11 protein-coding genes are annotated in these 12375 nt (G+C 60.3%); 9 read left to right on the top strand and 2 right to left on the bottom strand.

The window, feature by feature from the left end; all coding sequences use genetic code 11:
• Window positions 1–284 precede the first annotated feature (284 nt).
• Window positions 285–1226 (top strand): SphA family protein, encoded by a 942-nt coding sequence (locus ABWV89_RS04125; RefSeq protein ID WP_353394495.1) that lies wholly within the window; start codon window positions 285–287, stop codon window positions 1224–1226.
• Window positions 1227–1228: 2 nt separating this feature from the next.
• Here the strand turns inward: ABWV89_RS04125 and ABWV89_RS04120 are convergent, their stop codons facing one another.
• Complete coding sequence (locus tag ABWV89_RS04120) at window positions 1229–2362, bottom strand: helix-turn-helix transcriptional regulator (RefSeq protein WP_353394492.1); 1134 nt, start codon at window positions 2360–2362, stop codon at window positions 1229–1231.
• Window positions 2363–2451: 89 nt separating this feature from the next.
• Here ABWV89_RS04120 and ABWV89_RS04115 point away from each other — a divergent pair, with 89 nt between their 5' ends.
• The 8 genes from ABWV89_RS04115 to ABWV89_RS04080 all read left to right on the top strand — a co-directional run bounded on the left by ABWV89_RS04115 (window position 2452) and on the right by ABWV89_RS04080 (window position 10969).
• Window positions 2452–4098: an amidohydrolase gene (locus ABWV89_RS04115; RefSeq protein ID WP_353394489.1), complete on the top strand. Its 1647-nt coding sequence runs from the start codon at window positions 2452–2454 to the stop codon at window positions 4096–4098.
• A complete protein-coding gene (locus tag ABWV89_RS04110) occupies window positions 4095–5159 on the top strand; it encodes a CobW family GTP-binding protein (protein ID WP_353394487.1) in 1065 nt (354 codons plus the stop codon). The genes ABWV89_RS04115 and ABWV89_RS04110 overlap by 4 nt, the downstream gene beginning before the upstream one ends.
• A gap of 101 nt (window positions 5160–5260) precedes the next feature.
• The gene (locus ABWV89_RS04105) at window positions 5261–6583 is read left to right on the top strand and encodes an ABC transporter substrate-binding protein (protein WP_353394485.1); all 1323 of its coding nucleotides are present in this window, start codon (window positions 5261–5263) and stop codon (window positions 6581–6583) included.
• A gap of 9 nt (window positions 6584–6592) precedes the next feature.
• Entirely contained in the window at window positions 6593–7318 is a 726-nt protein-coding gene (locus tag ABWV89_RS04100; RefSeq protein ID WP_353394482.1) for an ABC transporter ATP-binding protein, read from the top strand.
• Window positions 7305–8003: an ABC transporter ATP-binding protein gene (locus ABWV89_RS04095; RefSeq protein WP_353394479.1), complete on the top strand. Its 699-nt coding sequence runs from the start codon at window positions 7305–7307 to the stop codon at window positions 8001–8003. The genes ABWV89_RS04100 and ABWV89_RS04095 overlap by 14 nt, the downstream gene beginning before the upstream one ends.
• 1 nt (window position 8004) lies before the next feature.
• Window positions 8005–8871, top strand: coding sequence for a branched-chain amino acid ABC transporter permease (locus ABWV89_RS04090; protein ID WP_353394476.1), 867 nt, complete (start codon window positions 8005–8007; stop codon window positions 8869–8871).
• The gene (locus ABWV89_RS04085; RefSeq protein WP_353394473.1) at window positions 8868–9821 is read left to right on the top strand and encodes a branched-chain amino acid ABC transporter permease; all 954 of its coding nucleotides are present in this window, start codon (window positions 8868–8870) and stop codon (window positions 9819–9821) included. Before ABWV89_RS04090 ends, ABWV89_RS04085 begins: the two co-directional genes overlap by 4 nt.
• Complete coding sequence (locus tag ABWV89_RS04080; protein WP_353394470.1) at window positions 9818–10969, top strand: ABC transporter substrate-binding protein; 1152 nt, start codon at window positions 9818–9820, stop codon at window positions 10967–10969. The genes ABWV89_RS04085 and ABWV89_RS04080 overlap by 4 nt, the downstream gene beginning before the upstream one ends.
• A 1-nt stretch (window position 10970) precedes the next feature.
• Here the strand turns inward: ABWV89_RS04080 and ABWV89_RS04075 are convergent, their stop codons facing one another.
• Window positions 10971–12224: an aspartate aminotransferase family protein gene (locus ABWV89_RS04075; protein WP_353394468.1), complete on the bottom strand. Its 1254-nt coding sequence runs from the start codon at window positions 12222–12224 to the stop codon at window positions 10971–10973.
• Window positions 12225–12375 lie beyond the last annotated feature (151 nt).

Raw genomic sequence — 12375 nt, 5'->3', positions numbered from 1 at the left:
TGCCCGCTTTGGCCAGAACCTGGAAAAGGACGGGGGCTGGACAGCCCACTGACTTCCACACGAGCCGGACACGCCTGACCTGCAAAGAGCGGTCCCACCAAGAGCGGCTTGCACACGACAAATGCGGGATGCCTCATGCGCCTGCCCCCCATACAAACCCCAGCGTCCAGACATCCCATTTGGTAGGTGTTCAGAACCCCCGTGCTCCTTAACCTTTGATCTGCGGCGCTCAACCCGCCTCTCTTCCCGTCATTCAGTCAGTCAGTCAGTCAAAAGGCCAGCACATGCAACGTCACCTCATTTCACAAAGCACCCGCTCGCTGATCGCCGTCTCATTGGTTTGTTCTGCCTCTTTTGCGCACAGTGTCGAGAACGGTGCTCCGACCACGCCCATCGGCATTTACGACTTTGGCGCAGGTACCCTGCCCCCCCCTTCTGTCGACGTCACTGTCGGCCTGCGGGGCGCAAGCTACAGCAGCAGCGAGTTGCGCGACACATCAGGTGATCGCTCTCCGGTGGGGATTAAGCTCAAGGTCCAAAGCGGATCGGTCGCCATCGTCAAGACGACGGACGTGCCGCTCTTGGGAGGAACTTACGGCTTCATGGCGGTCGTTCCCTATCTGGACATGAGCAACAACCTGTCCATACCGACCCCTGCCGGCCTCATGCCTCTCAAGGGGAAGAACGCCACCATTGGAGACGTCACGCTGACACCGGTCATGGTCAAGTGGACACCGTCGCCGGGTCTGTTCGTCAACAGCCGACTCGAGCTCCAGCTACCGACGGGTTCTTACAGGGCCGACCGTCTAATCAATACCAGCTCCAACCACTGGACGGCGACGCCAGCAGTGTCTTTTACCTGGATCGGGGCCGGAGGCCTGGAAGTGTCCTCGAACATCCAACTCAACTTCCACGGCAAAAACAAGGACACGGGCTACCGCTCTGGCATCGAATACCAACAGGACTTCGCCATGGGTCAACACGTTGGCCCCTGGACCATTGGCGTCGGCGGATACCTGAACCAGCAGCTGACAGATGACAGACTCAACGGCTCGCGTTTTGCCGACGGCAACCGCTCACGCGTGATGGCACTGGGCCCAGCCGTCAGCTTCTTCGATCTGGGCTCCGACTGGCCAGCTCTTTGGGCACATGTCTACAAAGAATTTGGCGCCCGCAACAGGACCCAAGGCACACAGTTCGCGCTTCGTGCAGCCTGGTCGTTCTGAGTTCAGACCTGCCCGGGAAACGAAAGATGAGCTGCGGCGGACGAGAGCACCATGCGAACCAGATCGGATTGACGACGTTGCCCGGTCTTGGCCTGGACCTGCTTGAGTTGCACCCTTGCCGTTCCAACCGAGACACCGCGAAACTGGGCGTATTCCTCAACGGTGCTGCCGGTGGCAATTGCTCCCAGCAGCCTCGCCTCGGTCGGCGTCAGCCCAAACAGGTTTTCCAGGGCATCTGCGGGAAGCTGCTTCACCACAGAGGCAGAGGAAATCACCAGCATCAACGAACCAGGAGCATCACCAGGACGGATGACCAGGTGCAAGGTGCTGTCCTCTTCGCCCAGTCGCAAGTAGCCGATCTGGTGCCCGCCGCCACGCTGCGCGGCGGACAATTCAGCCAACAACGTCTGCGTGTCACGCGGGGTGCGCCCACAAAGATGCTCGCCTCGCAGACGCAATGGAGAACGAGCATTCAAGAGGGCCGACGCTGGCTGGTTGAGCCATTGGACACGACCGGTTTCACCGCAAAGCACCACACCGAACGAGAGCTTATCGAGCAAGCCACGCAAGCGCTCGTCGCGCTCCAAGGACGTCTGGAGTTGATCGGTCAACAGAAAGGCTTGGCCAACGTGCGGCGCCAAGTCCGCCAGACGGTTGATGTCATCGACGGAGAAGTCGCTGCTGTCTTGCACTGGCCGGTGCAAGGCCAAGCCAAGGTACACGCCGCGCCCCACGTCCTGCAAGGTGCCAATGAATCGCCCCAGGCCCAGCATGGCCAGTTGCTGCTGCAAGCGGGGGCGAGCCTCGTCATCGGGGTCAAACAGCAGCTCGTCGCTGGCCACCCGATCCAGACCTCGCAGCACGCGCTGTGGCTCCAGGCGCGGGTTGTGACCGGTGTTGAGCTCGGGCAACTGCGAGGCAGTCACCTCGCTCGTTCGAGAGTCCTGCGCGGACCAGAGGACATGCGCCTGACCGTGTTCGAAACGGAACGCCTGCACAACTGCAGATTGGGCACCAGTCAACCGGCAAAGCCGGTCCATCGACGCGACCCAACGCTGGGGCTGCGCTGCCCCTGCGTAGAGGTCAAGCAGCATTTCGTCCGGTTGTCTGAGAAAGGCGACAGGGATGTTCGACATATGTGACAGAGATTAGCGATCGACCGCCTGCGCGGCAAGGGAGGTTATCCCCCGTGCCATGCGCTCTTGTGAACTTTTAAGCAATCCTCATGCCTGAGACAACCATCTTGCACCACCCCCACATCTGCACCATGGACTCGGAAAAGCCCTGGGTTCAGGCCATCGCAGTCAGCGACGGAAGAATCGTCACCGTCGGTTCGCTGGAGGAGGCCCGCGCCGCCCTGCCTGACTCAGAAGTGCAAGAACTGAGTGGGGCGATGGTGATTCCCGGCCTGGTGGACGTGCACAACCATTTCGTGTGGGCCGGTCGTGCAGAGCTTTACGAGGTCTTCGTACCGCCTGTCTTCTCTCTCGACCAAGTGCTGGACGCCGTGCGAGCAGCTGCAGCCAACAAGCCCCCCGGCGAATGGATTGTGGGTGGAATCTGGGGTTCCGGATTGATCGCCGAGATCGACGTGAACGCGCGGCTGCGCCTCGATGAGGCGGCTGGAGGACGGCCTGTGATGCTGCGCGACGACTCTCATCACAATCGCTTTGTAAGCAGTGCGGCGTTGGCGGCAGCAGGCATCGACCACGGCACACCCGATCCGCTCAATGGACAGATCGTCCGCGATACGGCCACTGGGGAAGCCACTGGCCTGCTGCTGGAGTCTGCCTGCAGTCTGGTGGAGATAGCTGTCTCGCGCGCGTTGGCGGCATCTCCTCACCTGGACGTGGAAGCGGCGGCGCATGCCGTCAAGCGCCTGAACGCCGTTGGCGTCACCGGCATGCAAGAGGCTCTGACCACTCGCGCCGTGATGCGCGCCCTCAAGAGCCTTGACGATGAGGGGCGGCTGACGGCTTGGGTGATGGGCTCCCTGCCCATGACGGAGGCTCCGCTGGCGCCCGGAGAGGTACCAGACGAGCTGCAAGCCCTGCGCGACGACTTCCGAACACGGCACTTCCTTCCCGATGCCGGGAAAATATTTCTGGATGGGGTCCCCACTGCACGCACGGCAGCCATGCTGGAGCCTTACCTTCCCGACGCCTTGCATGGTTGCTGCTTTCGAGGCGGCACCACACTGACTGTGCCACAGCTGGCTCGCGTGTTGTCTGATTGCGAACAAAAGAACATCAGAGTCAAGATTCATTGCACCGGAGATGCCTCGACGCGTGCAGCGCTGGATGCCATCGACGTCTTGCGCAGCTTCAATGGTCCAGGATTGCAGCACCATATTGCCCACGCCACCTTCATTGATCCGGCGGAAATTCCTCGCTTCGCTGCACTGGACGTGGTGGCAGACCTTTCCCCTCCGCTCTGGTTTCCCAATGTGATCGTCGAGGCCATCCGGACGACGGTGGCCCAGTCAGTCGTGGACCGAATGGCGCCGATTCGCTCATTGATCGAAGCTGGCGCCGTGACAGCGGGAGGGTCGGACTGGCCAGTCGTGCCTGACCCGAACCCATGGCCTGCGATGCAAGGCATGGTGACCCGGCGAGATCCTTCCGGAAGTCTAGAAGGTGCGCTCGCACCTGAGCAGGCCATCAGCGTGCACGATGCGTTGCGTGCCTACACCATCAACTCGGCCTCGGCCACTGGTTTGTCCGCTCATGCTGGATCCCTCTCGCCAGGGAAGTCCGCTGATCTCGCGGTCCTTGATCGTCAGATATTCGAGACGGGTGCAGACGAGCTGGGGCAAACGCAGGTGCTGCAAACCTGGTTCGAAGGTCGACTTGTTCACGAGGCCCGTCCATGACAAATGACGCTCGCACACCCGTCACAGTCCTCACCGGGTTCCTGGGTAGCGGCAAGACCACCTTTTTGCAGCAATTGTTGCAGAACGAGCAGTGGCGAGGCACAGCCGTGGTCATCAACGAGCTGGGAGAGACCGCTCTGGACCACCTGCTGGTGCAACACGTCAGCCCTCATGTTCGATTGCTCAAAAGCGGATGCGTGTGCTGCTCGGTACGCGAGGATCTCACGCAAACACTCTCCGATCTGAACGATCTGCGTCAGCGAAAGGAAGTCTCGTTTGACCGGGTGGTGGTGGAGACCACGGGTATGGCTGACCCACTGCCGGTGACGCATACCCTGATGACACACGAGACGCTCGCACCGACGTTCAGGCTCTCCGGCACGGTGACGGTGGTCGATGCCTTCAATGGTCTCGCTACGATTGATCATCATGAGGAGGCCCGGCGACAGGTGGCCACAGCAGACGCAGTGCTGCTGAGCAAATGCGATCTGACGCCCCGTTCAACCCGTGATCGGCTGGAGAAGCGTCTCTCGCTCATGAATCCTAGTGCCGCCATGTTGCGAGTCGCTCATGGCGCTTTGAGCCCGGACGACCATCTCGTTTTGGACCACCTTGACCACCCCTACCCGGCCTGGCGTCCGAAAGTTTCCTCGTCACCCAAGGCGTCCAGTTGGCTGTTCATGGCAAGCACGGGACGCAAAGCGTCTTTGTTCGACGGTAGCCACACGTCCCACACTGCCGACATCCAGACCTTGTGCCTGACCGCGTCTGAGCCCTTTGAAGAACAGCCGTTTCAGCATTGGCTGAGCCTGCTCACCGCGATGCGAGGAGAGCACCTGCTGCGCTTCAAAGGGTTGATCCACATCGCGGAGAAACCTGATCGTCCGCTGGTCGTGCATGCCGCTCAGCACTTGGTGCATCCCCCACTCGCGCTCCCTGCCTGGCCCGGTCCTGACCGGCGCTCACACCTGGTCTTCATCACACAAGGGATGGACCCTGACGTGATTGAGCGCACGCTGCACAAATTCACGGGTTCCCTGGCGGTTCCCGAAGTGCTTTGAAGCGTTCTTGGTCCTCTTCCTTTTTCTCCCAAATATCCCTCCCCTCTCGTCTTTCGTCTTTCGTCTTCCATCTTCCATCTTCCATTTCTGGAGCCTGCCATATGAAACACCACACAGTGCCCCCTGACTGCCCGCAGACGGTCTATCCGCGCCGGAACTTCCTACGCAGTTCGGCTGCCATCGCCGCTGCAAGTGCGTTCCCCGGGTTTGCCATCGCTCAGCGAAAACCTTTGCGAGTGGGGTACATCACTGCATTGTCGGGACCGCGTGCGCCGTTCGGCGTGGCGGATCAATGGCACCTGACCAAAATGCGAGAACTGCTCAAGAACGGACTCGACGTGGGAGGCCAACGCGTTCCGTTGGAGATACTGCTGCGAGACAATCAATCGGACCCCAACCGATCAGTTCAAGTGGCCAGCGATCTGGTGCTGCGCGAGAAGGTTGATCTGATGCTGGTTGAAGACGGCGACGCGTCAACGCCCGCAGGTCAGTTGTGTGATGTGCATGGGGTGCCCATGATCAGCACCATGGCGCCGTGGCAGGCTTTTCTCTTCGCTCGCAACGGGAAGATCAGCAAGGGCTTTCCATATTCCTTTCACTTCTTCTGGGGTGCCGACGATGTGGTGAAGACCTTTACCGCACTTTGGGACAGTGTGGAGACGAAGAAGTCGGTCGGCACGCTTTACATTGACAACCCTCCTGGCGCCGCATTTGCCGATCCGCTCTCGGGCATGCCATCCGCCCTCAGAAAGGCTGGATACTCCGAGTCCACCGGCGGCTTCTTCAAGGTGGCAACAGACGATTTCAGCAACCCCATCGCCAACTTCAAAAAGGCTGAGGCCGATATCGTCTCGGGCTTCATGTACGAGAGCCACTTTGCGACCTTCTGGAAACAGGCACAGCAACAAGGCTTCAAACCCGAGATATGTACAGTTGCTGCCGCTTTTCTGTTCCCCAGTGCCCTCAAGGCCTTGGGATCTGCTGGAAATGGCATGTCGACGGAGGTCTGGTGGACGCCTGCGTTCCCGTTTCGCTCTTCCTTGACCCAGCAGTCCGCTGCCGAGCTCGCTGCGGAGTGGGAGACCTCCACGGGCAATCAGTGGACGCAACCGCTGGGCTATGTCCACGCCATGTGGGAGGTGGGGCTGCACGCACTCAAGACCGCTGGCGATCCCTTCAACCGAAAGGCTGTGCGAGACGCCATCCAGGGCATGACGCTGGACACCGTCGTCGGCAAGGTGGACTTCAAAAACAGCCCGATCAAAAGCGTTGCCAAGACCTCGTTGGCCGGTGGACAGTGGCGCCGGTCAGCGGCGGGTTCCAAGCATCCTTATGAGCTCGTCGTGGTGAACAATTCGCTCGCCCCCTCGATTCCATTGGGCGGCAAGCTGGAGCTGCTCTCCCAGATCAAACAAGACAAGTAGGACTACCTCATGAGTCTGGAAGTCAGGGGCCTGACCAAGTCATATGGTCAGGTTGTGGTGGCCGACCACATTGATATTGAATTGCAGACCGGCCAATGTCTGGGTGTTATAGGCCCCAACGGGGCAGGCAAGAGTTCGCTCTTTCACTTGCTCACGGGGACCGTGATGCCCGATGCAGGTGCCATCTCCTTGGATGGAAACGAGCTTTCGGGCCTGCCCGCTCATCGTCGAGCCCGTCTGGGGGTCGCGCGCGCTTTCCAGGTGCCGCAACCGTTTGCACATCTCAGCGTGTTTCAAAACGCCTTGACGGCCTCAAGCTTTGCAGCCGGTCTACATGGGGAAGCGGCCGCCGCGGCAGCACAGGACGCCTTGAGGGTTTGTGGGCTCGCTTCAGCCGCCGACAAGCTGGCAGGGGCCCTGCCCTTGCTGGATCGCAAGCGCCTGGAAATGGCCAAAGCGGTGGCTGCGCAACCTCGCCTCCTGCTACTCGACGAAGTCGCTGGCGGTTTGACTGAGCGCGAAGTCCATGAAATTGTGGACCTGGTGCAGCAACTGAAGCAGCGTTACGCAGTGATCTGGATCGAGCACATCGCTCACGCGCTGCACGCGGTGGCCGATCGGATCATGGTGCTGCACTTTGGTCGGAAGCTGCTGGAAGACTCTCCGGCCAAGGTCATGGACAGCGACATCGTGCGTGAGATCTACATGGGGGTGCCAGCCAATGCCGCTGCTTGAAGTCGACCGCGTTGAAGTCTACTACGGTGACTTCAAAGCCGTCTCCGGCGTCAGCTTCTCGCTGGCGAGCGGCCAGGTGGAGGCCCTGATCGGCGCCAACGGTGCCGGCAAGACGACGCTACTGCGCACGATCACGGGCCTGCTGAGACCCCGCGCTGGCCGTATCCGGTTTGACGGCGAGGACGTCACCGGCCTGCCAGCGGAGGCATTGGCCTGTCGAGGCATCTCCATGGTGCCAGAGGGCCGAATGCTCTTTCCTTCCCTGACGGTGGAAGAAAACCTGCAAATGGGCACGCTCACTCGTCGAGTTGGTCCCTGGAAGCTCGACGCTGTCTATGACATCTTCCCCGCCTTGAAAGACTTGCGACAACGCAATGCCACCCAACTCTCGGGCGGACAGCAACAGATGGTCGCCATTGGCAGGGCTCTTTTGAGCAATCCGCGCTTGCTGATTTGCGATGAGTTGTCCCTGGGGCTGGCCCCCGTTGTAGTAGAGGAAATCTATCGGACTTTCGAACGCATCCGGGGCGCAGAACTGGCCATCGTGCTCGTTGAGCAGGATGTAGCACGAGCACTTGCGACATCAGACCAGTTGACGTGCCTGCTCGAGGGGCAGGTCACTCTACAGGGCGAAAGCCGGGAAATCACGCTGCCAGAGGTCACGGCAGCCTACTTCGGGGAATGAAATGGACTGGGTATCGACGTTAATCAATGGCTTGCTGTTGGGTGGGCTCTACGCTCTGTTTGGCCTGGGGCTGGCGCTGGTGTTCGGTGTGATGCGGGTGGTGAACCTGGCTCACGGCGAACTCATCGTGCTCGGCGCTTACGCTGGCTTCTTCCTGGTGGGCTGGTTCAGCACCGTTCCCGTCTGGGCCATGCTCTTGCCAGTGGCCTTGATTGGGTACGCTTTCGGCTGGCTCCTGCAAGCCACGTTGCTGAACCGCGCTGTGCGCACTGGCAATGTGTTGACGCCACTCATGCTCACCTTCGGGCTGTCAGTGCTCCTTCGCAACGGCATGGTGGAAGTGTTCGGCGCTGACTCGCGCGCTGTGGATGCCGGTGAACTGGGCAGCGCCAGCATGGACTTGCTGGGTCTCTCGGTGGGCGTCTACCCAGTGATGATGCTCCTGCTCGCACTGGCTCTGTTTGCCACGCTTCAATGGGTACTGCATCACACGCAGTTCGGGCGCACCGTCAGGGCGACAGCTGACTACCCGGATGTGGTCAGGCTCATGGGCGTCAGATCCGAGCGCATCTTCTGCCAGGTCATGGGACTGGCGGCGGCCTTCGCCATGTGCGCCGGATTTCTGCTCGCTCAGCGAACCTTGTTCACGCCGTTCTCTGGAATCGAACGCATGCTGGTTGCCTTTGAAGTGGTCATCATTGGCGGCCTGGGCTCGTTCTGGGGAGCGGTGGCTGGCGGTCTGGTGTTGGGAGTCGCTCAGCTGTTTGGCCAGCGTTTCGACTCCAACTCCGGATCACTGTACGCGCACTTGCTGTTCCTGGCGACCTTGATGATTCGCCCCAGAGGTTTGGCGGGAGGCCGATCATGAAGGCTTGCGACTTGCTCTCAATGGGTTGGACCATTCCCTGCGTCATCGCCACAGCGCTGGCGCCGCTTTGGCTGGACGCTGGCCTGATGCGCCTGGCCAGCGAGGTGCTATTGGCCATCTGCCTCGCACAGATGTGGAACCTTCTGGCGGGCTACGGTGGCCTGATGTCGCTGGGTCATCAGTTGTTCATTGGCGTCGGCGCCTACCTCCTGTTTTACCTTGGCGAGAAGACGGGCCTTTCGCCTTACATGCTGCTGCCTTTGTCTGCCGTCGGCGGAGCGCTGAGCGCCTGTCTGATTGCGCCTGCCTTGTTCCGTTTGCGAGAAGCCTACTTTGCGATCGGCATATGGGTCATGGCCGAGGTGGTTGCCCTGTTGGTTTCCAAGTCCCAGGCACTGGGTGGCAACGCCGGCATCACGCTGGATATGTCCGCACTGGAGGACATCGAGCGCTTTGGCCAGATCAGTTTCTGGCTGGCTGCCGCGCTTGGCATCGCATCGATCGCTGGCCTTCAGCTGCTGATGCGCTCACGCCTTGGCCTGGCGATGACGGCGGTGCGCGACAACGAAGTCGCGGCACGCAGCGTGGGTATTGATGTGCAGCGAGTCCGGTTGGTGGCCTTCATCATCTCTGGCAGCTTGAGTGCTCTGGCCGGCGCTGTGTACTTCATGGGTGGCTTGTTCCTCACACCCACGGCAGCGTTTGACGTCAATTGGGTGGTGATGATGCTCTTTGCCACGCTCATCGGAGGCATAGGCACGATTGGCGGACCGGTCTTAGGTGTGCTGGTCTGGTTCGCACTTCGCGAGCTACTCGCCACCTCGCTCGGAATCTCCGGCGGGTGGACGCTCATCGCCATGGGCGCGGTCGCGGTACTGGTCAGCCTGTGGGCGCCGCGCGGCTTGCTCGGCCTGCGACCCTTATCCACTCTGAGAAAGGCCATTTCATGAAAGCTGTCACTTGCGCCATCACGTTGGCGGCTGCCATCGCTACTGCGAGCACCTCTATTGCCTATGCCCAGAAGAAAGGCCTACCACCCATCGTGGTAGGTGCAGTCAGCAGCCTCACTGGCCCAGGCGCTTCTGATGCCAGCGTCCAGGCCGCGAAGATCTACTTTGATTCCATCAATGAGGCAGGCGGTATCCAGGGAAGACACATTGAGTACCGCGTCATCGATGACCAGATGTCTCCACCACAGGCGGCCCACGCAGCGTCTGAGCTGATCAACGATCCACGGACTGTGGCCATAGTCGGAGGCTCAAGCGCCCTGCAATGCGGCATCAACCAGGAACGTTATGCCCAAGCCAACATCTTCAATCTACCGGGCGCTGGCGGCGATCCGGCCTGCTTTTCAGCAAGCCATATCGCGCCGCTAAACACGGGCCCATATGTGGCAACTGCCACCGCCTTGACCTTCGCTCACCAGGTGCTGGAGCACCAACGCTTGTGCGTGGTCTCTCCTGCGCTTCCGGGCATGACCGAGGCGTTTCAAAAAACGGCTCGGGACTGGGCAAAACGAACACAGGTGCCTGAACCGTCGCTGGACATGTACCAACTTGGCGAAAGCCTGCAACCCATCATTGAGCGTGTGACCCGACGAGACTGCGACGCAGTGATCTATACAGTGCCTGGAGGCCCAGCCATCGAATGGGTGTTGTCGAGTCGGCCAGCCATGCCCAAGGTGCCAGTCATCATGCTCACGCCGGCATACACCACGCAGGCGGCCAAAGCCTTGAACGCAGTCGGTGACGATCTCTACGCGATGGCAGAGTTCGACCCGTGGTCAAGCGGCTCCTTGCAGATCATGCGCTGGCGCCAACTGCTCATCGCTCAGAACGTCGAGACCAGCGCACTTTCACAGGGTGGTTACCTCGCAGCGAGAGCTCTCGTGCATGCGTTGAGGGGGATTCAAGGTCCGATCACGAGGGCCAGCGTCTCGGCGGCGTTGTCCAACATGCCTCCCTGGCGCAGTGGCATGATGCATCAGCCGTTTCGAGTAGGCACTGACGGAAACCGACAGCTCAACCGCAGCGCCCTACCGATGAAACTGGAAGCGGGCAAGTGGCGCATTGCACATACCCGCTGGATCCGCGAATGAATCAGAGGCTGCGCAAACCTTCACCGAAGACGTCCAAGGATTTGAATAGCAGCTTGCGCGGAATAGTCAGAGAAGGCATGACACGCATCACGTTCGTGTAACGCCCGCAAGGCACCATCAGTACGCCATGGCTGAGTACGTGGCCCATCAGCTTGCCCAGCTTCTCGCCTGTCAGCGGCTCTTTGGTCGCCTGGTCCTCAACCAGCTCGATACCGATCATCAGACCCCGACCCCGCACCTCGCCGATGTATGGGCTGTTGAAGCCACGAATGTACTCCTTGGCCTCCTCACCCAACTGCTGGGCGCGGTTGATGAGATCGAGTTCCAGGTCCTGCAACAGGCTGATGTTGGTCAGTGCAACGGCGGCCGACAGTGAGTTGGCTGCAAACGTATTGGGCACCGAACCGTCAGGGATCTTGGCGGCCAGGTCAGAGCGCATGACCAAGCCCGCCATTGGCACATCACCACCCATGCCCTTACCGAAGGTCAGCATGTCGGGCTTCACGCCAGAATGCTCCACGGCCCACATCTTCCCTGTGCGGCCTGCGCCACATTGCACCTCATCCACGATCAACAGCGTGCCGCTCTTGTCGCAGGCCTTGCGCAGCAATTGCAGGAACTCTGGTGAGGGCGGCACATAGCCCCCCTCGCCCTGTACAGGCTCCACGATCACGGCAGCCACGTCATCGGCGGCTGTATACGGCGTGTTGAGCAAGTAATCCACGTATTCTCCCGCAATTTGCTCTGCACTTTTGTGAGAGGTATCGAACGGGAAACGATAGGCGTAGGGATAGGGAGCATGGATGACGCCGCCCATGAACGGTCCATAGCCTTTGCGATAAGCCGTTCCTGTGGTGAGCGCATTGGAAGCGTTCCACACGCCGTGATAGCCGCCATGAAAAGCAACGATCTGATGGCGACCGGTCACGCGTTTGGCAAACTTGACTGCTGCCTCCAGTGCATCACTGCCGCTCTGAGCAAAAAAGGTGATGCAGTCATTGCGCAATCCGTCGGGCATGATCTCCGAGATCTTGGACGCCAGCTCCGTGCGTTTGGTGCTGTTGACCTCCATCGCGTGCATTAGGACTTCCGACTGCTTTCGAATCGCCTCAACCACCTTCGGGTGACAGCGTCCAACGCTGCTTACGCCCACACCGGCAGAGAGATCAACAAATGTATTTCCGTCCGGGTCCTGAATGGTGACACCGAAAGCTCGGTCCATGACGACCGGCATGCGACCGCCACCTCGTGCCATCGACTCTGTCCGCGCTGACAGTGCCAAAGCCTGTTGCGCCTTGGGCCCAGGGAAAGTTGCCGAAATCATTTTCGGAGCATCGGCAAAGCTGAGGGATTCAAATTGAATTTCGTTCACGGAGAAACCTTGGAGAAACTTGTGGTCGGCGATG

Source organism: Hydrogenophaga sp. 5NK40-0174, assembly GCF_040372165.1.
In the GTDB taxonomy this organism is placed as follows: Bacteria; Pseudomonadota; Gammaproteobacteria; order Burkholderiales; family Burkholderiaceae_C; genus Hydrogenophaga.
This window is presented reverse-complemented; position numbering and strand designations above follow the sequence as displayed.